Raw genomic sequence first — 23,239 nt, 5'->3', positions numbered from 1 at the left:
TTTTACCATTTCTTGGTCTTTTTTTGCAGGCACGTGGTCTTAGTCCATGGCAAATTGGAGTCGCCATCTCATCATTCGTTGGTCCAAGAGCGATTACCCCCTTTTTTGGGGATGGCTTGCTGACAAGTACCAGTGCGCAGAAAAAGTCATCTTTTTTACTTACCTGGCAAGCTTGTCCTGTTTGATCCTGCTCCTTGATCAATTGGACTTTTTGTATATAAGCTTGATCTTGTTTGTGATAAGTTTTTTCTGGAGTGGAGTAACGCCACTATTAGACGCACTGACCATTAAGCGCTTGAATGGCGATCCAAAATTTTATGGGCGGATCCGGCTGTGGGGTTCTGTCGGGTATTTACTCGCAGTGACGCTAGCGGGAGCGCTACTGGAAATCTATGATGCAGACATTTTGGTGTACGTGTGGATCATTATTCAAATAACCGGCCTTCTCTGCGTCTATCTATCTGAAAATCATCCAAAATATTCGATTAAAGATCCCATTTTTAACTCCTTGGGTATTTTCTCTTTGCAATTCCCATTCACTCGGCCTGAAATAATGTTGTTCCTTGGAGCTACTTTTTTGATGGCTTCGGCACATAGTACCTATGGAACATACTATTCGCTGCTTCTTCATGACGTCGGCTATGGAACTCAGACAATAGGGTACTTATTTTCGGTAGCTGTTATTGCCGAAATTGTCGTTCTATTCTTTATGCCTAAGTTATTTAACTCGTTCACTTTAAAGCAAATGCTCGTATTTAGTTTTGGGGCGGCGATAGTCCGTTATTTACTCATTGGATACTTTACATCGTCATTGTTTCTTCTCGGCGTTGCCCAGCTATTGCATAGCTTCACTTTTGGAATGTATCACGCGAGTGCAGTAATTCACATCTCGACACTGTTTCCTGATAGAGCTAGCGTGAAAGGACAAGCAATATATGCCATTGCGTCCTTCGGCCTGGGTGGGATTTTTGGTAGTACAGTAGCAGGAACTTTGTGGAAAGATTATGGTGGAGAAACGGTATTCTTAGCACTCTCTGGCTTTTCTACTTTAGGACTGCTCGTCCTAGTACTTTCATTTAGACACTCGAACGAGTAAGAATTGTCTATGACCCAATATAGCGAACTTTGGAAGTGGATATGATTTAGAAAATCTCAGTACACTTAAAAAAAATGTCAAATCCAAATCCAAATCCAAATCCAAATCCAAATCAAAATCAAAATCAAAATCAAAATCAAAATCAAAATCAAAATCAAAATCAAAATCAAAATCAAAATCAAAATCAAAATCAAAATATATTGCCTTGTTTCAATTAGATTCTATAATCGGTCTTGTACATGCAAAGCTTCTGCTACGCTGTCGGTTGCCAGGCTCCCTAACAAACTTCATCACAAGCCCAGTCGGCGTCAGCAGAATCAAAACTGCCAGCCCCAATCAACTCAATGCCAAATTTCGAATTTTGGTTTTTAGCATTTTCAAACAAATTAAATGAGTATGCTTTGATCTCAACTGAAGTAGTTTCTGCAAGAGATAATCCTAACCTCGTTTTGAAAACTGATTCGAAGTCCATATAGGAATCCTCAAAATTTCATATTTTAAGCGAATGAAATTTCTCTGAACTTCGAGGGACATCAAGAAATTAAATAGGCATCAAGTTTTACACAGGCGCGCGCAGCGTCGCCAGCAAACCGTATCCGTGGCACGCTGAGAAATTCATTCAGCGGGATACAGTACAAAGCGCAAAGCACATTAATACGTCGATATTACGAGCATTTGCAACGCAGTAATGCGTCCGCAATTGGTGTCCGGTTTTTTCCGACTGTCATCAGGGAGCTTCGAAAAACCTTTTCATCGGGATGCAGAGCAAGGCGTAAAGCGCAGCAATACGTCGGTATTGCGAGCATTTACAACGCAGCTATGCGCCCGATTAAAAGGTTTTTGAAGCTTCCTACATGTTGCGCCGGTATTGTCCACCTACTTCAAAGAGTGCCGTCGTAATCTGCCCCAGTGAACAAACCCTGGCTGCGTCCATGAGTTTGGCAAACACATTCTCATTATTGATCGCCGCCTGCTGCAAGGCAGCCAGCGCCTTCGGTGCCACATCGGCATGACGGCTATGGAAATCCGCCAGGCGTTGCAATTGCGATTGCTTTTCTTCTTCAGTAGAACGCGCCAGTTCTATCTTCTGCGGCGTGTCATTGGCTTTAGGATTGCGGAAGGTATTCACACCGATGATGGGCAAAGTGCCGTCATGTTTCAGGTGTTCATAGTGCATGGATTCTTCTTGTATCTTGCCGCGCTGATAGCCGGTTTCCATGGCACCGAGTACACCACCGCGTTCTGCGATGCGTTCAAACTCCTGCATGACGGCTTCTTCTACCATGTCAGTCAGTTCTTCGATGATGAAGCTGCCCTGGATAGGATTTTCATTCTTGGCCAGACCCCACTCACGGTTGATGATGAGCTGGATCGCCAAAGCGCGGCGTACAGATTCATCAGTCGGCGTCGTGATTGCCTCATCATAGGCATTGGTATGCAGGCTATTGCAGTTGTCGTAGATCGCGATCAGGGCTTGCAGCGTGGTGCGGATGTCGTTGAAATCGATCTCTTGCGCATGCAGGGAACGGCCACTGGTCTGGATATGGTATTTCAGTTTCTGGCTGCGGTCATTCGCACCATATTTGTCACGCATGGCCACTGCCCAGATACGGCGTGCCACGCGGCCCAGTACCGTGTATTCAGGGTCCATGCCATTACTGAAGAAGAAGGATAGGTTGGCCGCAAAATCATCAATGTGCATGCCGCGTGCCAGATAGGCTTCAACAAAGGTGAAGCCGTTCGACAATGTGAACGCCAGTTGAGAAATCGGGTTCGCACCAGCTTCTGCGATATGGTAACCGGAGATGGAGACCGAATAGAAATTACGTACTTGGTGATGGACGAAATATTCCTGTATATCGCCCATGACCTTCAGCGAGAATTCTGTCGAGAAGATGCAGGTGTTCTGTCCCTGGTCTTCTTTGAGGATATCTGCCTGCACCGTGCCGCGCACATTCTGCAATACCCAGGCACGTATCTTGGCAGATTCATCGGCAGTGGGTTCGCGCTTGTTATCGACGCGGAATTTTTCCATCTGCTGGTCGATGGCCGTATTCATGAAGAAGGCAAGTATCGTCGGTGCCGGACCATTGATGGTCATGGACACCGATGTGGCCGGATCACACAGATCGAAGCCATCGTACAAAACTTTCATGTCTTCCAGCGTCGCGACCGAGACGCCGGAATTGCCGACTTTGCCATAGATATCAGGACGTATTGCCGGGTCCGCCCCGTACAAAGTCACAGAGTCAAAAGCAGTCGACAGGCGCTTGGCATCCATGCCTTGCGACACCAGCTTGAAGCGGCGGTTGGTACGGAAAGGATCACCCTCACCGGCAAACATGCGGGTAGGGTCTTCACCTTCGCGTTTGAAGGCGAACACACCGGCTGTGAAGGGGAAAGAGCCAGGTACATTTTCCAGCATCAGCCAGCGCAGGATTTCACCGTGATCGACAAAGCGCGGCAAAGCCACCTTGCGAATTTTTGTGCCAGAGAGGGATCGCTGTACCAGGCGGGTGCGGATTTCCTTGTCGCGAATCTTGACGACATATTCATCACCCGCATAGGCAGCCTGCATGTCTGGCCACATGCTGATGAGTTTTTTGGATTCACCATCGAGACGGTTTTCGCGATCAGTGATCAAGTCATCAAAATCAGCAGGCTTGCCTGCGGCTGACAGCATGCGCTTGGTTTCTTGCAGTTGCTGGCGTTCACGAGCAATCAAGACCTGCTTGCCGGTATTCTTGTGATAGGCACGTACCGTATCTGCAATCTCAGCCAGATAACGGCTGCGTGCCGGTGGCACGATGACATTCTTGGCACTGGAATATTTGACATTGATGGCAGCCAGCTTGCTGGGCTTGGCCAGCAAACCGCGTTGCACCAGTACTGGCAAGATGCCTTGGTACAGCGCAGTCACGCCATCGTCATTGAAACGTGAAGCCTGCGTGCCATAGACTGGCATGTCATCTGGCTTTTGTGTCCACAATTCGCGGTTGCGCTGGTATTGTTTGGCGACATCGCGCAGGGCATCCTGTGCACCTTTGCGGTCGAACTTATTGATGGCGACAAAATCGGCAAAATCCAGCATGTCGATTTTTTCGAGCTGTGATGCGGCACCAAATTCTGGTGTCATGACATACATCGATACATCGACATGCGGCACGATAGCAGCATCACCCTGGCCTATGCCTGAAGTCTCGACGATGACAAGGTCAAAACCGGCGACCTTGCAGGCCGCAATCACATCGGGCAGAGCTTGTGAAATCTCGGAACCTGCTTCACGGGTTGCCAGTGAACGCATGAAAACCTTGAGCTTGCCCTTCCATGGGTTGATCGCATTCATGCGTATGCGGTCACCCAGCAAGGCACCGCCAGATTTGCGGCGCGACGGGTCTATGGAGATCAGGGCGATGTTCAGATGGTCATCCTGATCCAGGCGTATGCGGCGTATCAGTTCATCTGTCAGTGAAGATTTACCGGCACCACCAGTACCCGTGATACCCAGGGTTGGTGTCTTGCTGGCTTTGGCCGCATCCATCAATTGCGTGCGCAATTCTGGCGCGACCTTGTCGTTTTCCAGCGCGGTAATCAATTGTGCCAGCGGGCGGTGCTTGTCGGCGATATCGCCTTGCTGCAATACTGCCAACGTCGTTGGCGCATAGCCGGACAGATCGCTGTCGCAAGCCTGTATCATCGACAAAATCATACCCACCAGCCCCATACGCTGGCCATCTTCAGGGCTGAAAATACGGGTCACGCCATAGGCATGCAGATCGGCTATTTCTTCCGGCACGATGACACCACCGCCACCGCCAAATACCTTGATATGCGCACCGCCGCGTTGCTTGAGCAGGTCTATCATGTATTTGAAGTATTCGACATGGCCACCCTGATAGCTGGAAATGGCAATACCCTGGGCATCTTCCTGCAAAGCAGCAGTGACGATTTCTTCTACCGAACGGTTATGGCCCAGATGGATCACTTCTGCACCATTCGCCATCAAAATGCGGCGCATGATATTGATCGAGGCATCATGGCCATCGAACAGGGAAGCGGCGGTAACAAAGCGCACTTTGTTGGCAGGTTTGTATTCAGTCAGGTTCTGGGCAACGGACAGGTCAGTCATGTCTTCCTCATCGGTCTTGTTTTATCACAATGAATATTGCTATTTAGCAAATTCTCACTATGTTTGGGTTAGGCTAAGTTATATGACGTTAACGTAAACGTCAATTAAAAATTATGATCATGCTTTTCATACAATTCATCGCTGTCATATAAGTCTTGATATTAACGAATTGGCAATGCATACATTTATCACTCCGTCACTTGCGCAATTGCAACTCACGTCCGGAAAAATAATATTCCTTGCGACGCTCAACCGTCTCTGTCGTAATGACTGCGTTCAAGTCCTTACATCTGGCATGCGTACCTGATATTTGTACTACCCCATTCCATTTTTGCAAATCAAATATGCTGGAAGCACCATGACCAGCACTGGCATGCAAACTGGCAGTGCCAGAACTGGGGCTGACAATCTCTACACCCCAGTCTTTGGGTATGCCTGCCAGGCCCCAGAATTCTCCACAGGTTTGTGTCAGTTTGAGCTCAGCGACACGTTCCCCATCTTCTACAGCCAGCGCCAGCCTGGGGAAAAAGACACGGAAAGTTGATGCTGGCGCTGCATTAGCAACAGTAGCGCTCAAGCCAGTTACTGCAATCAATACAAAAAAGAGTTTTTTAAGCATATTAAAATTACGCCAGGATGGGGTCGGTTTTTGAGCAAAACATTCAGCAGCAAGTAATCAACAGGCACTGCAAGACTCACTTCTCTCACTCCTATATAAAGTGAGTCTTGCATCATCACAGGTCAGGCTACGCGAGACACTTCCTTGATCACTATAGGTATTTGCGGGTTCAGCAAAACTGCTTTCTCTGCATGATACGCCTGCATGGCCTTTTCTTTGACATGGCCATAACCGCGTATCTTTTCAGGCAGGCTAGCCAGGGCGATGGCCTGCTCCAGGTTGTCCGCATTCAAACCAGCAGCCAGCTTTTCCATCAAGGCAGTGTATTCAACAATGAGTGCGCGCTCGGCCTTGCGTTCTTCTGTGCGGCCAAAGATATCCAGTGCCGTACCACGCAAGCCCTTGAGTTTGGCCAGCAGCTTGAATGCCTGCCAGACCCAGGAGCCATATTGGGCCTTGACCAGATGACCCTGTCCGTCTTTCTTTGAGAAGATAGGGGGAGCCAGATTGAATTTCAGGCTGAAGTCGCCCTCAAACTGTTGCTTCAGTTTTGCTGTGAAATCGCCATTGGTATACAAACGTGCGACTTCATACTCATCCTTGTAGGCCATGAGTTTGAAGGCGTACTTGGCGACAGCCATGCTGAACTTGTTACCTGCATTTAATGCAGATTCCGCCTTGCGGACCTTGTCGACCAGGTCCGCATATTGCTGGGCGTAAGCGGCGTTCTGGTAATCCGTCAATACCGCAATGCGGCGATTGATGAGGGCATCCAGACTTTGCGGCATCTGGATGACGACAGATTGACCAGGGATGGCAATTTTTTCTACGCGGGCAAAATCTACAGCAGCACGGCGGCCCCATAGGAAGGCTTTCTTGTTGGCCTCGATCGCCACACCATTCAGTTCTATCGCGCGCAGCAAGGCAGTTTCAGATACCGGTATTGCGCCCTTCTGATAAGCAAAGCCCAGCATGAACAAATTGGTGGCGATGGAGTCGCCCATCAATGCGGTTGCCAGTTTGGTGGCATTGATGAAATCAACATTGCCACCAACTGATTCAGAAATCAGGTGCTCAACGGATTCCAGCGGGAATTGCCAGTCAGGGTTCTTGGCAAACGGGCCGGTTGGTTGTTCATGGGTATTGATGACAGCGCGGGTACGGCCTGCGCGCATTTTGGAAATTGCGTCATGTGCGCCTGCGGTGAGGATATCGCAGCCCAGTATCAGGTCTGCTTCACCAGTTGCAATACGTTGTGCACGCAATTTGCCCGCCTGGTTGACGATGCGTATATGCGAAGTCACCGAGCCATTTTTTTGCGACATGCCTGTCATGTCGAGTACCGATGCGCCCTTGCCTTCCAGATGCGCAGCCATGCCCAGCAAAGCACCGACCGTGATGACACCGGTGCCGCCTATGCCGTTCAACAGGATATTGTAAGAGCTTTCACAGGCAGGCAATTGTGGCTCTGGCAGTGCACCGAAGTCATCGGTCTTTGCCGTACCAGTCTTGGATTTGACCAGCTTGCCGCCTTCTACCGTGACAAAGCTGGGACAGAAACCCTTGACGCAGGAATAATCCTTGTTGCAGGACGACTGGTCTATGCTGCGCTTGCGGCCAAATTCTGTTTCCACCGGCATGATGGAAGTACAGTTGGATTGCACGCCACAGTCGCCACAGCCTTCGCAGACAGCTTCATTGATGAACATGCGTTGATTAGGGTCAGGGAATTCGCCTTTTTTGCGGCGACGGCGTTTTTCGGCGGCGCAGGTCTGGTCATAGATGAGCACCGTTGCGCCAGGTATCTCGCGCAATTCGCGTTGTACAGCATCCATGTCCTTGCGGTCATGCAGAGTTAAAAAGCTGGGCAGGTTGGATCGGTCTGTGTAACGTGACAAATCCTCAGTCACCAGGGCGATGCGCTTGACGCCTTCTGCCGCCATCTGTTGCGCCATCATCGGTACACTGATGATGCCATCAACAGGTTGACCACCCGTCATTGCCACGGCATCGTTATACAGAATCTTGTACGTGATATTGACCTTGGCAGCAACGGCTGCGCGTATTGCCAGATACCCGGAATGGAAATAAGTGCCATCACCAAGGTTCTGGAATACATGCGGCAAGGTAGAGAATGCGGCCTGCCCTATCCACGGCGCACCTTCACCGCCCATATGGGTAGTCAGTTTATTGAATTCAGGGTAAATCGCCGTTGCCATGACGTGGCAACCGATACCAGCCAGTGCCAGGCTGCCTTCCGGCACCTTGGTGGAGGTATTGTGCGGGCAGCCTGAGCAATAGTAAGCGGGGCGTGCCGGTGTATTGACCTGCTTGCTGAGGACCACATCCTTGGCTTCCAAAAATGCCAGGCGTGCCTTGATGAGGTCGCTGGTATGGAAGCGGGCAATGCGCGACGAAATCACGCGGGCAATCTGAGCCACCGAAAAGTCAGCCTTGGATGTCAGCAGCCATTCGCCGCGCGGGTGTACCCATTCGCCTTTTTCATCGAACTTGCCGATGACGCGTGGGCGCACATCATCGCGCCAGTTGTACAGCTGTTCCTTGAGCTGGTACTCGACCATCTGGCGTTTTTCTTCGACCACCAGGATTTCATCGAGACCCTGGGCGAATTCACGCACACCGTCAGGCTCCAGCGGCCAGGGCATGGATACCTTGAACAGGCGTATGCCTATCTCGGCAGCGAATTTCTCATCGATGCCCAGTTCTTCCAGCGCTTCCAGCACATCGAGGTAAGACTTGCCTGAGGCTACGATGCCCAGACGCGCAGTCGGGCTGTCTATGGTGACATGATTGAGTTTATTGATACGTGCATAAGCCAGGGCTGCATAGATTTTGTAATCCTGCATCAGGGCTTCCTGCTTGCGCGCCTGTATGCCTAGGGTATCCAGAGACAAACGGGTGTTCAGGCCACCTTCAGGCATGACAAAGTCTTGCGGTATTTTAATCTGCAGGCGGAAAGGGTCGGCATCGACGGAAGAAGTCGACTCTACCGTATCAGCCAGTGCCTTGAAGCCAACTGCACAGCCAGAGAAACGCGACATGGCCCAGGCATGCAGGCCCAGGTCCAGGTATTCCTGCACATTGCTGGGGTAGAGCATGGGTATCATGCAGGCAGAGAAAATATGGTCGGACTGGTGCGGCAGTGTTGATGAATACGCACCATGGTCATCACCGGCCACCAGCAAGACACCACCGTGTTTGGATGTGCCAGCATGGTTCATGTGCTTGAATACGTCAGCACTACGATCGACGCCAGGGCCTTTGCCATACCACATGCCAAATACACCATCGTATTTGGACGGGCCTATCAGATCTACTGTTTGCGAGCCCCAGACAGCCGTTGCCGCCAGGTCTTCATTGACACCAGGGACGAACTGTACATGGTTTTGTTCCAGCAGTTTTTTGGTTTTCCACAATGTTTCATCCAGACCACCCAGCGGTGAACCACGATAACCGGAAATAAATCCCGCTGTGTTCAAGCCTGCAGCCAGGTCACGCTGGCGCTGCATCATGGGCAGGCGTACCAGGGCTTGTATGCCTGACAAAAAGATCGTGCCGCTGTTCGACGTATATTTATCGTCGAGTTGCACATCATTCAATTGCGGGGGCTGGTGATCTGGCTGGCTTCGAGCGCATCCTGGACAGGCTCGGTGTGAACTTCTTTAGCAGAAGACGACGGGGACGGCAGGGACGAGAGTCCAGCAGACTCCATGGTGGTGTCGGATGACATAAGGCGGCTCCAAAATTTGTGATTTAGATCGCAAAGAGCATGCGTTGTATCCGGTAAGACACAATTTTGCTCGGAGCCTATAGCGAGGTATCAGAGATAGGCTCTCGTTGCGTTGGTAGTGATAACTACCATTTTATTCGAATCCTGGACAAAATTCGATGTCAAGACATTACGCCTGTCGCATTTGATTATGTCAAATACAACGGCCATGCCTGCATTTTCTTTCATCCGGATCAAAGAGACATCAAAAGAAGCTTTCGAAATTTCGCTGCAGCGCTTCTTCGACTTCCTTTGAAATCTGCTGTGTTCACAGTGTAGGTCGAATACGCGCTTGTGGAAAATATGGAATTAAAATAGGGGTATCATGAAAAATGATACCCATTGAGCGCAAGGGAAATAAAAAAACGGGAGCAAAAAGCTCCCGAATCTCCCCTGTAAGGAAGAAGTGACTAGTCTGCTTTCGTTGAATACATACCGGCATAGCGTATGCCGAAATACAGGATGAAGGTATAACAGGCAGCAGGCACATAGAAAGATGTGTGCAAACCTATGCTGTCAGCCAGATAGCCTTGCAGGAAAGGTACCAGCGCACCACCAACTATTGCCATGCACAAAATACCTGAGCCCTGCCCCGTCAAAGGCCCAAGTTTGTTCAGGGCCATGCTGAAGATGGTAGGGAACATGATGGAATTACACAAACCAACTGCCAGTATCGCCCACATGGCCATTGAGCCATGGCTGTAGATCGCCGTCAGGATCAGGATGATGGCAGCCGCAGAATTGAATGCCAGGGTCTTGCCTGGGCTGACCTTGCGCATGACCGCAAAACCGATAAAGCGCCCCACCATGGCACCGCCCCAGTAGAAGCTCACATAATGCGCCGCAACGGCTGGTGTCAGACCACCAACGTCAGATTCACCAAGAAAATTGATGAGGAAGCTGCCTATGCTGACTTCACCACCTACATACAGAAATATACCTATCGCCCCCATCAGCAAATGGCTGTGTGAAAGCACCGATGTCCTGGCGCTGCTATCTGCGGCACCGGCTTCTTCCGCATGTGTAATTTTAGGCAGACGGGCAAAAGCAAACAAGACTGCCAGCAACAGCAAAGCACCTGCCAGCATCAGGTAGGGCATTTGCACTGCGGCACCGGCGCTGGCCCGATATGTAACTTGTTCTGCAGCGGGCAGTTGATTGATCTCTACTGCTGTCAGTGCAGCACCAGACAAAATCAATATGCCTCCCAGAATAGGTGCGACCGTCGTGCCCAGGGAATTAAAAGCTTGTGTCAAGGTCAGGCGGCTGGAGGCTGTTTTTGCTTCCCCCAATACTGTGACATAAGGATTGGCAGCGACTTGCAAAATCGTGATGCCAGATGCCAGTACAAAAAACGCCAGCAGGAACAGCGCATAACTGCCCATGGATGCAGGGTAGAACATGGCGCAACCAGTAGCGGCAATGACGAGGCCAGTCACTGCGCCATGCTGGTAGCCGATTTTTTTTATCAGCATACCGGCAGGCAAGGACACGATAAAGTAGGCGCCAAAGAAGCAAAACTGCACCAGCGTCGCTTGTACATAACTGAGGGTATAAATGGATTTCAAGTGCGGAATCAGCACATCATTGAGCGAGGTCAAAAAACCCCACATGAAAAACAAAATCGTCACAATGACGAGAGAGCTGGTCTGGCTTCTGGCATTGCCGTCAGATGTGACGGCAGCGGTTGTCGGTAATGAAGTTTCCAAAATGTAGCTCCTTATTAAATTTTTTCTTGCTTGCCAAGATGATCTGCCAACATGGCTGATACACCGAGGAAAGCCGGATATTCTTCAGTGATCAGATAAGTCGGTATCTGCGCCAGAAAACTGCTGAGCCGCCCCTTGGCTTCAAAGCGCTGGCGAAATGCCGATACGGCAAACAAAGCCCCCAGCCTGGGGACGATGCCACCACCTATATACATGCCACCAGTCGCCCCAAGTGTGAGCGCGACATTGCCTGCCATACTGCCAAGGATGGCGCAGAAATGCTCAACCGTGCGCAGGCAATCTGCGCAACTGCCATCAAGTGCGCGGCGCGTGATATCCGCGGCATCCATCGTCTTGCCAGAAATAGCGGCACAAATCAATTCCAGCCCCTTGCCTGACAACAGGCGTTCTGCCGAGACATGTTCATATTGCTGCCACAGCGATTCGAGTATGCGCATTTCTTCACGGTTGGCTGGTGCAAAGCTGGCGTGCCCGCCTTCACTTGACAAAGCTGCCCAGGAATTGCCAGAGGGGATAATGCCGGACACACCCAGCCCCGTTCCAGCACCGATCAAGCCTATTGTGCCGCCCGGCATCTCCACACCACCACCAATTTTCTGCAACTGGCTGGCATCGAGATAGGGCAAGGCCATTGCAAGTGCAGTGAAGTCATTGATGACCAGCAGGCTGCTGAAATCGAGTTGCGCGCGTACCGCAGAGATGGAAAAACTCCAGTGATGATTGGTCATGCGCACGCTATCGCCATCAATGGGGTTGGCGATAGCGATGGCTGCATGGCTTATCCGTGCTTCATGCCTCATCTGTACCTGCCTGACCGCGTCGCTGGCGAGATAGCTTTTAATTGCATCAGGCAAACCAGGATAGTCAGCGCAAGCCAGCACGCTGACTGCATCAAACTGACGCTCTGCGGTTTCCAGCGCAAAGCGGGCATTAGTGCCGCCTATATCGGCCAGCAGGCGCGGGTATATCGGGTTGATCTTCTGACCGGACATCATTTCAGTTCTGCGCAATTCAAGGTATCGACGTCTTTGGCTGCGCCACCAACGATCTGTATATTCGTTAAGGCGGCACTGAAAGCTGCATTACTGCTGATGGAAAATGGAATATCCACATTAGTCAGCTTGAGACCTTTGGCGGTGAAACAGGACAAGGGAATTTTGACTGTCTGTTTTTCTTTTTTGCCAGCCAGGCGTTTGAACGCTTCAGTCACATCCACACTTGCGCTGCAGTGATTACCACAATGCATGGACAAACTGACCGTGCCTGCAGGTGCAGTAGCCACGATAGTGTCAAAGCTCAATGCACCATCTTTTGTAGCGAAGGCAGGTATGGCTTTGCCTTGCGCTGCACGGGCTTCCACGCGCGCTGCACCACTCCAGCTAATTAGCTTGGCATCTTGTTGACTATTCACTTGTGAGGTTTGTACGCTGATGCCTTTCATATTCAATACACGGTTCAGGTCTGATCCCACTGCCTGCTGCTCATTGCCACTAACAACATACAGAGGATAAGTCGCACGGTCAGCCTGATTGAAAACTGGGTAGGCATTTGTGACGCCGCAACCACCGGACGGGTATTTACTATCGAGCTTTCCAACTTTTGTCTTGCTGGTATAGGTGAGGCCATAACCTAGCTTGAACAACGGTGAGTAATTCGCATCATCAAAATTCAAACTGGCTTGACAGACAGATTTGGGCCAGGAGAATGACAGTGCGCCCTTGAAGTCATGCGCGACCTTGCCATCTGCCGCACGGAACAGGACATCTGCCACGCCCTTGCCTTCTGAACCAGGCAACCAGGCAGCGACAAAGCTGTCAGACAGGTTCAACAGGTCATTCACATACAGCGGGCGGCCAGAGACAAACAAGGTCACTACCGGCTTGCCCTTGCCAGACACTGCCTGCAGCACCGCCAGGTCTTCCGGGTAGCGGCTGCTATGACGCAAATTACCAGAGGGGCCTATGTCACCATACATTTCTGCATACGGTGTTTCGCCAATGACGGCAATCACGGCATCAAAGCGGCTGACATCTACACCCTTGGCATCGGCACTGAATTCAACATTGGCTTCGCCTACGGCTGCCTTGATGCCTGTCAGTATGGAATCAGCATTCGGGAAGTCTGCATTCTTGTTATCCGTACCCTGCCAGGTCAATGACCAGCCACCAGTCTGGTTGGAGATATCGTCCGCAGTCTTGCCAACCACCAGGATTTTCTTGTTGCGTCCCAGTGGCAAAGTCGCGCCATCATTCTTCAACAAGACCAGAGATTCGCGTACGGCCTGTCTGGCCAGCTCGCGGTCTTGCAAGGCATCCTGCTTGCCTGCATAGGTATTGTCAGAAGGCTTTTTACCGAAAAGACCAGTGCGTAATTTGACGCGGATGATGCGGGTCACTGCATCATCTATCCTGCTCATGGGTATCTCGCCAGACTTGACCTGGGCAATGGTGTTGCTGATGAAGGCTTTCCAGTCATCCGGTACCATGACCATGTCTATGCCGGCATTGATCGCTTGCGCGCAGCTGTCATTGCGGCAGCCGGGTACTTCTGCTATGCCATTCCAGTCAGTGACGATAAAACCATCAAAACCCATTTTTGTTTTGAGTACGTCTGTCAGCAGTGCTTTGCTACCGTGCATTTTGCCGTAATCTGCGCCTGAGGCTTTATCGTTCCAGCTATTGTAGGATGCCATGACGGTTTGCGCGCCTGCTGCCAGGGCCGTCAGGTAACCTTGCGCATGGGTATTGAGCATTTGCGCATTGGTGGACAGATTCACACCCCTGTCCTTGCCCTGGTCAGTGCCGCCATCGCCCATGAAATGCTTGGCAGTGGCAATCACATTGCCATCATCCATGAAGGAGCCCTGTAAGCCTTTGACATATTCACCCGCATACTGCCGCACCAGTGCACCGTCTTCAGAAAAACTTTCATAAGTGCGCCCCCATCTGTCATCACGTACTACCGCCAGCGTAGGGCCAAACACCCAGGCGATGCCGGTGGCACGCACAGACTTGCCCATGGAACGACATATCTGCGACGCCAGTTGTGGGTTATGCGCAGCACCCAGGCCAATATTGTGCGGGAACAGGGTCGCGCCATACACATTGCTATTGCCATGTATCGCATCTATGCCCCAGACCACGGGCACCTTGACTGCCATGTCAGTCGCCATCGAAGCTTCATAATATTTATCTGCCAGGGCAACCCAGTCAGCCGCCGTGCCATGTTTGTTATTGCGGTCTGGCCAGCTGCCGCCGCCATTCAGGACAGAGCCCAGGTAATAGCGGCGTACATCATCCGGTGTAATAGCCTTGATTTCCGGTTGCGTCATCTGGCCTATTTTTTGTTCCAGTGTCATGCCTGCGACGATAGCCGCGACCTTTGCCTCGATAGCCGGGTCTTTGCGGATGACGCTCTGGACTTGCGGCCACGTTGCCAGATTCTTGTCAGGCATCTTGCCCGGTCCGTACTGGGTTGCCGTGTCTGCCGCAAAGGCGTGGCTTGCTCCATATGCCAGCAGGATGGCAGAACTGATCTGTATACTCTTATGCTTCAATTTCATCATGGTGTGCTCTTTATTATGGAAGGAATCTGCTGATTCGCTTTTGTCTCTTTATTGATGGTACTTGGTTTATACGTCGAATTTTTACGTTCATGTTTTTCTTTTATATACGCGCACATAATCTACCAGCATCTGTTGCGGGAATCTGGTATTTGCGTCTGGCGCGCCTGGCCAATCACCACCTATGGCGAGATTCAGGATGATGAAAAATCCGTGGTCGAATACCCACTTGCCCGGCACGTTCGCGGGGCTGGCCTGATGATACAACTGACCATCGAGATACCAGCGTATCTGCATCGCGTCCCACTCGACGGAATAAATGTGAAAATCATCAGCCAGTTTGCCCTGAGCGAGTTTTTTTGAACCTCCGAAACCAGTGGCGCCATAATAGCCCGGCCCATGCAGGGTGGCATAGCTGGTGGCAGGCTCCTTGCCTATGTTTTCCATAATGTCGATTTCGCCGCGCTCTGGCCAGCCAGCAGCGCTAGCCTCTGCACCCAGCAGCCAGAATGCAGGCCAGACACCCTGGCCTGCGGGTATCTTGATACGTGCTTCGAAACGGCCATAAGTGAACTCGTGCAAACCAGAGGTCTTGATGCGTGCCGAGGTGTAATCACTGCCAGCAAATTTTTCTTGCCTGGCCTCGATGACCAGCATGCCATTTTCCAGCCTGAGATTTTCCTTGCGGGCTGTGTAGTTTTCCAGTTCATGATTACCCCAGCCGTGCCCGCCGGTTTCTATCTGCCAGCTTTGCAAGTCCAGTTTGTCAGCGGCAAATTCATCGGCCCAGACCAGCTCCCAGCCGTGCTGCAAACTGGGCGCGACTTGGGTTTGCACGAGATTGCTGCTGCCCCCACAAGCGGTGAGCAGCAATAAACTCAGGTAAGTCAAACATGCTGGCAAAGATATCTGTTTTTTCATGCTGTCTGCCGTTTTTGTTCATTGCAAAATCAAAAAACCTGATGGATGATGCATGCATCCATCAGGTCTTCATTGCTTAATAACTTGCACCTACCTTGATACCAAAAGAGCGCTGGTCTATATAACTCGCTCCCATTTTTCCACCACCTGCATTCCAGCCATTGGTCTTGGCCTTGGCATCGGTGAAATTTCGCACATAGGCTTCGACAAACCATTTGTCGTTTGGCGCGACCAGCTTCAGCGACAGATCTCCCTTGGCATAGGCTTTTTGTGTCAGGCCGATATGGGCGTTATCGAAATTGCGCAAATCAAAATACACTTTGTCTTGCCAGCGCATGCCTATCCATGGTGTCAGCGTATAACCATTGTCGAGCGCAAACTCTTGCGAGAAATTCATGCCAAAGGTGAACTTGGGCGCATTCGGCATTTGATTGCCTTCGAGGTTATAGGCACGGCGACCACGCAATCTGTCATCGGTACCCAGATAAACTGCCGGGCAAGGAACTGCGCCGAATTCTGCACGCTGGTCACAGGCATAGCCATCATCATAAGAATCGTAATCATGGATCACGCTTTTAAGATAACTGAAGAAGCCGCCGAGTTTGGCACCCGGCCATGGACGATAATCCCACTCGGTTTCTATCCCCGACAGATTGACCTTGGCAACGTTGACGGTTTGCCACGCAGTAGTCACGTCACAAGTTGGCGCCCATGAAGGACAAGGCAGGTTGTCTGGCGTAGTGACCTTCGCCAGGAAGTTGCTGCCAGTTTGCTGCATGTCTTTATACTGCATGGCGAACAGAACCACAGACAAGGCCAGACGGTTATCCAGCAATTTTCCTTTGTATCCCAATTCAAAATTGGTGACGGTCTCTGGCTTGTAGGTCAGATAGGTGATCTGCTCTTTTTTATTGTCACCATACACACAGGTGGTCTGGCCACACTTATTGGTACGGTCACCAAAGCCGCCGGATTTATAGCCGGTGGCCAAAGCTGCATACACCATGTCGCTTGGTGTCAGTTGTGCCTGCAGGCCAAGACGGTAAGTGCCTTTGCTCCAGCTGTCACTATGGTCATTATTGGTACCAGGACCATAACCTGAATAGGCTGCTGCACCACCCAGCGTACCCATTTGCGGCGTGATCTGGTTGCCGTTTGGTGTACGGTAACTGTCAGTGCCCGGTTTGCCATAGTCAAACAGGCCATTGTAGTAGCCATAGCTTTGGCCGCCCCAGCTATTGCCGCCATAGTTCATACCGCCTACATCGGTCTTGGTATCACGTGTGTAGCGTGCGCCCACCGTAGCTGTCCAGACCGGAGTAAATTTCCAGTCTGCCTGCGCGAACAGGGCTTTGGAATCTATCTGACGGTCAGGCTGGGCATAGAACTGACTGATGGGGATATTGTTAGGGCCATAGTGCATCTGCTCCTGCCCAAAGTTGATGGCATTTTTTTCATGCATCCAGAATGCACCAGCTACATATTGCCAGTTGTCAAAGCTCTGCTTCAGTTGCAGCTCATGTACGGTCGAGAGGTATTTGGAATTCAAGGTACGCGTGAGGTTATCCGAGATAGGCCAGACCGACCAGTTGCCATCGACAGGATTGCGGCCTGTGACTTCAAAATCGTAGGGCGAGACGCCACCATCATCGTCATGCACCTGGCTACGCCTTTGGTTTGCATATACAAAACCATATTCCAGCGAGGTGTTCTTGTTCACGTTCCACAGCGCTTTGGAACGCACCGTGTCTATCGACATATCCACTTTGCCCGGCACATTGATGAGCACATCATATTGACCACGCACACATGCCCAACGCGTACCAGCGGCCTGGTCGCAGTCTCGCATGCCTATGTAGCCAGCACCAGAATCCTGGAAATGTTCATACGCGAGTTGCCATTCCAGGTCACTGTTGACTTTCAGCCTGGCTGCCAGGCGGCCTGCCCACTGGTTCTGGTTATTGTAAGCATCAGCCTTGGATACCTTGCTGTTGAAGCGCTGGGTTACGTCAGGTATACCATCCGGCTTCCAGCCCAGGGCCGGGATATTCGCTTCCGAGAAATCCTGCATCTGGTTAAACGGGCTATCCCTGGTGACTTTCATCAGGGTGGCACGCAGGGCCAGATTGTCACCGACGGCAATATTCTGTATGACATTGAGATTGCGAAGATTCAGGCTACCGGTTTCAAATGAGGCACTACCGTAAGTAGAGCCAAACTCTGGCTTGGCGGGAATGATATTGATACTGCCTGCAGTCGAATTACGGCCAAACAAAGTACCTTGCGGACCACGCAAGACTTCTACCTGGTCGAGGTCAAACATCAAAGCCTGCGCACCTTGCGGGCGAGGAGAGTACAGGCCATCAATATGCAGACCTGCGGATGGGTCACCAATCTCGGTAAAGTTGGTGGCGGTAATACCGCGTATAGTGATCTTGACTGCTGAGTCATTGGCCTGGCCATCCATCTGCACATTGGGCAATTCGCCAGAGATGCCAGACAAGTTGGTAATGCCTTGTTTGCTCAGTTTTTCCTGGCTGAAGGCGGTAACTGCCAATGGTGTTTTCAATAATGAGGTGGCGCGGCGGGTGGCGGTAACGGTGACTTCCTGTACTTCAGATTTATCAGCATCTGATTTTTTTGCTTTGGTTTTGCTTTCTGCTTCTACCGTTTTGCTGGCTTCCTGATCTTGTGCCCATGCATAAGTTGTCAGTTGCGCGCAGGCGCTGGCGACAGCCAGGCTGATCAGGGTACGCTTGGTTATTTGATGAAACATCATGTCTCCCATATTTTTTCAGTTATCGGCGTGCGCTTGCGGTCGCCGTGGTCCGCACATGATCTTGCATGCGCGTCTTACTGGTATTTTTGTTTTGGCTGGCGTCTTTGCGCCATGCACATGTACTGCTGAAAACACTGTCCTGCATTACCCAAGATGAAATATTAATAATCAAATATTTTCAATGGGAAGGTTTCCAATTTTATCGAAAAAACATAGTACTACCCCCGTTTCTTTTTGTCAATGAAAATGTAATTTGGATACTGGCTGCTTTATCCTGCACGCTGGCAGGCATATTGATCGCGTCTGTGTTTTTGTTTTTGTCTGTGTTTTTGTCTGTCTTTTGATCTGTCTTTTTTTACCTATGCCGCTGAAGATTCCTGGCTTTGCTGCGTTGCGACAGTTGCTGTCTTTGCCGTGGTCGTTGCGTCTTTTGCTTTTTCTGTTTCCAGCAAGAAGTCGCGGTACCAATGCGCGCTCAGTTTTGGCGTGCGTTTTTGCGTGATGAAATCGACATATACGATGCCGAAACGGCGCGAACAGCCCTCTGCCCATTCGAAGTTATCCAGCAAGCTCCAGAGGAAATAACCTTTGACCTGGCAACCAAGGCGTATTGCCTCTTTGACAGCCAGCAGATGGCGTATCAGATAATCGCGGCGCAATTCGTCCCTGACTTGGCCGTCTTCATCAAGATGGTCATCATAGGTTGCGCCGTTTTCGGTGATGTACATGGCATGCGGCTGGTAATCGTCCTGTATGCGCTTGAGCAAACTGGTCATGCCTTCTGGCGCGATCTCCCAGCCGAATGCCGTGCGTTCCACCCCTACTGCATCAACCAGGCGCGTGTTCAATGGCGAAGCACCGGGTGCATGTTCTATGATTTCTGGAAAGTAAAAATTCACGCCCAGAAAATCAGTGGAAACTGCCATGGCCTGCAGATCACCTTCCTGTACTACCGGGGCATAATCTCCCAACGCCTGCCAGACATCCTGAGGATAACCCCGGCCATACAGCGGATCGAGATACCAGCGGTTGCGCAAGCCATCATGCAGCCTGGCAGCCGCAAAATCCTCAGGCTTGTCACTGGCGGCAGAGATAGGATGCAGATTCAATGCCAGACCTATTCTCGCATCCGCAACATTGGCCCGTATGACGGGTGTTGCCAGGCCGTGCGACAGCAATACATGATGACAAACCTGGATTGCTGTCTTGAAGTCCTTGATGCCTGGCGCATGTATTCCGTCAGCATGACCCAGCATGGCCGTGCACCATGGTTCATTGTGGGTGATCCAGTGTTTGACCCTGTCACCCAGATGTTCAGTGATGACATCGGCAAATTCAACAAAGGCATGCACGGTATCGCGTGATGCCCAGCCGCCCTGGTCTTGCAAGTATTGTGGCAAATCCCAGTGATACAGGGTAGCCCAGGGTTGCAAGCCGCGTTCCAGCATGCCATCAACCAGACGCGAATAAAATGCCAGCCCCTCAGGATTTGGTTTGCTGTCTGGCCCGGAAAATATGCGTGGCCAGGAGATAGAGAAACGGTAAGCATTGCTGCCAAGGCTCTGAGCAATATCCAGGTCTTCAGCCCAGTGATGGTAATGGTCAGAGGCTACCGTTCCGCTGCTGCCATCACGTATGGTCCCTGCTTGCTCACAAAAACTATCCCAGATAGATGGAACGCGACCATCTGTCGCTGCTGCGCCTTCTATCTGATAGGCAGAGGTTGCCGTACCCCATAAAAAATCGCTGTTAAAATCTGTGCGCTGCAACTGCGTAACAAGTGACGGAACTGCATGAAGAAGATTTTTGCTCATATTTTGCTTGCTCAATCTAAAGTTGATTCAAATTAAAATTATTTGGAAAGGTTTCCAATTGCGATTAAAAAATTTTGAGTATTTGCTACTCAGAATTTTTTATACTCGCTTATTGCAAACTTCGTCCTGCGTCCCCACCAACTGCTGTCTGCTCCATGGATCATGATGAATGAACTGATTACTCCCCCGCAGCCCAGGTTATTTGTAAACATTAGCCAGACATCTGCAGCATCCATGGAATCCCGTAGCCATGCCCCCACGGGCGCTTAGCATCAGTCCAAACTTAAATCACCAACGCATTGCTACTCTACTATCCTATAGACTACAAACTATCTGAATTTCAGCATCCACCATTCACAAATATTTGACACAGTTATTCAGATACGGATGAAACAATATTCATCTTTTAGATACATGGAAAGGTTTCCATAATTTCATAAAAAAAATGAATAGTCAAGAAAACCATTCATTCTTTTTACACTTTTTTGCGCTTTTTCTACAACAAACTCTCGCACCATAAATTGAAACAGACTCAAGCACATTCAAACACATTCAACAAATTCTTCTGCTGCTTTGTCTGAATCCCAAATTTAAATAATCATCACGATCATCAGCCAGCCTTGCTCCGTTGCTGCGCAGGTTTCGCCAGCGATGCGCGCATGGTCACCTTGATCGGGTAATCACGTGTGACCGGTCTTCTCAGCCCATAGCAACGGTTCAATAACTCATTCAAGGCACTGAGAGTAACGTCACGCCATGGAATATGCACGGAAGTCAGTGGCGGCGCGGCATAGGCAGCGCTCATGGTGTCATCGTAACCAATGACAGAAACATCATGCGGAACGGAAATACCAGCTTGCTGGAAGAAGGACAAGGCTCCCAGTGCCATTTCATCATTCGCGCAAAACAGGGCGGTGAAGGGACGGCCTGATTCCAATAATTCCTTGGCACAATTCCAGCCACCTTCAGGTGAAAAATCACTCTCGGCTATCCACATCTTGCCTGTGTCAATTCCGGCATGACTGAGTTCACCAAGGAAACCATTAATGCGTTCCACGTTATCCGGCGCGGTCGATGGGCCGGCGATGACGGCGATATGTTTATGCTTGTATTCAAGCAGGGCGCGCGCAGCCATGACACCGCCTTGCACATGGTCAGCAGCAAAGCACTGGTCCGCGATGGTTTTTGAATCATGATTCAAAACCACCAGACGATCACGTTTTGGGCCGAGGATAGAAAAATCCTCATCCGTCAGCACATTGCTCATGACGATGAGGCCATCGCAGCCACGTTCCATCAAAAATTCTATGCCTTCCACACCTTGCCGTCGTTCATCACCTATACCAACGCCAAACGCAACCACCATGTGCAAACCGGCCAGGCGCAATTCTGTATCGATAGACTGCAGTATGGGCATGTAGAAAGTACCCTTGAGCACAGGGATATACACGCCTATCATCTGCGAATTGCCTGACAGCAAACTGCGTGCGGCATGGGAGGGTCGAAAATCCAGCTCAACAATCGCTTTGCGCACACGTTCCTGTGTCTTCAGAGACACCGATCCTTTACCGCTGACAACGCGTGAAGCCGTGCCCAATCCTACACCCGCGAGGCGGGCAACATCCTTGATAGTCGCCACTTGATTCTTTTCCATGTTTATCATTCGGCCAGTATATTAAAAATTTGCTCCGACTATAGTGAATTATCTTCCTCAATCACAAACGTGACTCTGTTTTTGCATCGAACAGGGAAACCCTGTCGGTGTGAATATCAAAGCGCACTGTCTCGCCCAGCTTGAATTGCCGGTTTTCATGGTCCAGCAAACACAACTGCTGCTTACCCATAGTCAACCATAAGAGTTGATGATTACCCATGGGTTCAAGCAGACTGAGTTCGCCGCTGTATGCGCCATCTGTCTGCACCTGCATATATTCTGGCCGGATGCCCAAAATCACATCCTGCACTGGCGATGTTGCCTGAGACTCATAAGCTGATAAATCCAGCTTGATCATTTCATGACCAAACTGCTTGTTTTCATTGAGTTTGCCAGCAATAAAGTTCATGGCCGGCGCACCCAGGAACCCTGCTACAAACAGATTTGCCGGTCGCTCATATACTTCAGACGGCGTACCCAGTTGCTGTATCTTGCCAGCCCGCATGACGACGATGCGGCTGGCCAGGGTCATGGCTTCTACCTGATCGTGTGTCACATACAACATGGTAGAACCGAGATTCTGATGCAACAGCTTGAGTTCGCGGCGCAATTCTGTACGCAACTTGGCATCCAGGTTTGAAAGTGGCTCATCAAACAAAAACACCCTGGCTTCCCTGACCAGGGCACGGCCTATCGCCACCCTCTGCCTTTGTCCACCGGATAACTGCGTTGGCTTGCGCTGTAGCAGGGGCTGCAATTGCAGCATCTCTGCTACTTTTGTGATGCGTGCCTGTATTTCTGGTTTGGCGACGCCATTAATGCGCAAGCCAAAGGACATATTCTTTTCCACCGTCATGGTCGGGTAGAGTGCATAGGACTGAAACACCATGCCTATCTGCCTGTCACTGGGTTCGGCATAGCTGACATCCTTGCCTGCAATTTCTATACTACCTGCTGCAATATCAATCAACCCGGCTATGCTGTGCAACAGGGTCGATTTACCGCAGCCAGACGGCCCCAGCAAGACCAGGAATTCACCCTCGTCCACCTCAAGATCCAGTTGTTCGATGATCTTTTGTTCGCCTAGCTGTACACCCAGATTCTTGAGACTTACATATGCCATGCACCCGTCCTTAACCTTTAAT

13 protein-coding genes and 1 pseudogene are annotated in these 23,239 nt (G+C 50.6%); 2 read left to right on the top strand and 12 right to left on the bottom strand.

Annotated elements, in window-relative coordinates; all coding sequences use genetic code 11:
• Positions 1-46: 46 nt before the first annotated feature.
• Together UNDKW_RS00735 and UNDKW_RS00730 are read left to right on the top strand one after the other, a co-directional pair.
• The gene (locus UNDKW_RS00735) at positions 47-1,096 is read left to right on the top strand and encodes an MFS transporter (RefSeq protein ID WP_162057179.1); all 1,050 of its coding nucleotides are present in this window, start codon (positions 47-49) and stop codon (positions 1,094-1,096) included.
• A gap of 74 nt (positions 1,097-1,170) precedes the next feature.
• Entirely contained in the window at positions 1,171-1,314 is a 144-nt protein-coding gene (locus tag UNDKW_RS00730; RefSeq protein ID WP_162057047.1) for a hypothetical protein, read from the top strand.
• 59 nt (positions 1,315-1,373) lie between these two features.
• Here the strand turns inward: UNDKW_RS00730 and UNDKW_RS00725 are convergent, their stop codons facing one another.
• The 12 genes and pseudogenes from UNDKW_RS00725 to UNDKW_RS00670 all read right to left on the bottom strand — a co-directional run bounded on the left by UNDKW_RS00725 (position 1,374) and on the right by UNDKW_RS00670 (position 23,217).
• Positions 1,374-1,568, bottom strand: coding sequence for a hypothetical protein (locus tag UNDKW_RS00725; RefSeq protein ID WP_162057178.1), 195 nt, complete (start codon positions 1,566-1,568; stop codon positions 1,374-1,376).
• A gap of 378 nt (positions 1,569-1,946) precedes the next feature.
• Positions 1,947-5,225 (bottom strand): fused isobutyryl-CoA mutase/GTPase IcmF, encoded by a 3,279-nt coding sequence (icmF, locus tag UNDKW_RS00720; RefSeq protein WP_162057177.1) that lies wholly within the window; start codon positions 5,223-5,225, stop codon positions 1,947-1,949.
• 196 nt (positions 5,226-5,421) lie between these two features.
• Complete coding sequence (locus tag UNDKW_RS00715) at positions 5,422-5,802, bottom strand: hypothetical protein (RefSeq protein WP_232063185.1); 381 nt, start codon at positions 5,800-5,802, stop codon at positions 5,422-5,424.
• Between the two features lie 164 nt (positions 5,803-5,966).
• A pseudogene (locus UNDKW_RS00710) lies at positions 5,967-9,470 on the bottom strand (indolepyruvate ferredoxin oxidoreductase family protein); the annotation flags it as partial.
• 574 nt (positions 9,471-10,044) lie between these two features.
• On the bottom strand, positions 10,045-11,343 hold the full coding sequence (locus UNDKW_RS00705) for a sugar MFS transporter (protein ID WP_370529067.1): 1,299 nt from the start codon (positions 11,341-11,343) through the stop codon (positions 10,045-10,047).
• Positions 11,344-11,357: 14 nt separating this feature from the next.
• Positions 11,358-12,359, bottom strand: a complete 1,002-nt coding sequence (locus tag UNDKW_RS00700; protein WP_162057174.1) for a glucokinase — start codon at positions 12,357-12,359, stop codon at positions 11,358-11,360.
• A complete protein-coding gene (locus tag UNDKW_RS00695; protein ID WP_232063184.1) occupies positions 12,356-14,929 on the bottom strand; it encodes an exo 1,3/1,4-beta-D-glucan glucohydrolase in 2,574 nt (857 codons plus the stop codon). Before UNDKW_RS00695 ends, UNDKW_RS00700 begins: the two co-directional genes overlap by 4 nt.
• Positions 14,930-15,016: 87 nt before the next feature.
• Positions 15,017-15,847, bottom strand: coding sequence for a family 16 glycosylhydrolase (locus UNDKW_RS00690; RefSeq protein WP_162057173.1), 831 nt, complete (start codon positions 15,845-15,847; stop codon positions 15,017-15,019).
• A 76-nt stretch (positions 15,848-15,923) separates the two neighbouring features.
• Entirely contained in the window at positions 15,924-18,623 is a 2,700-nt protein-coding gene (locus UNDKW_RS00685) for a TonB-dependent receptor (protein WP_162057172.1), read from the bottom strand.
• A gap of 362 nt (positions 18,624-18,985) precedes the next feature.
• Positions 18,986-20,440: a GH1 family beta-glucosidase gene (locus UNDKW_RS00680; protein ID WP_162057171.1), complete on the bottom strand. Its 1,455-nt coding sequence runs from the start codon at positions 20,438-20,440 to the stop codon at positions 18,986-18,988.
• Between the two features lie 610 nt (positions 20,441-21,050).
• Positions 21,051-22,079, bottom strand: coding sequence for a LacI family DNA-binding transcriptional regulator (locus UNDKW_RS00675; protein WP_162061705.1), 1,029 nt, complete (start codon positions 22,077-22,079; stop codon positions 21,051-21,053).
• A 76-nt stretch (positions 22,080-22,155) separates the two neighbouring features.
• Positions 22,156-23,217, bottom strand: a complete 1,062-nt coding sequence (locus tag UNDKW_RS00670; RefSeq protein WP_162057170.1) for an ABC transporter ATP-binding protein — start codon at positions 23,215-23,217, stop codon at positions 22,156-22,158.
• Positions 23,218-23,239 lie beyond the last annotated feature (22 nt).

The sequence above is a fragment of the Undibacterium sp. KW1 genome (assembly GCF_009937955.1).
In the GTDB taxonomy this organism is placed as follows: Bacteria; Pseudomonadota; Gammaproteobacteria; order Burkholderiales; family Burkholderiaceae_D; genus Undibacterium.
The sequence above is the reverse complement of the archived record's forward strand: the minus strand, read 5'-3'. Positions and strand labels throughout refer to the sequence as shown.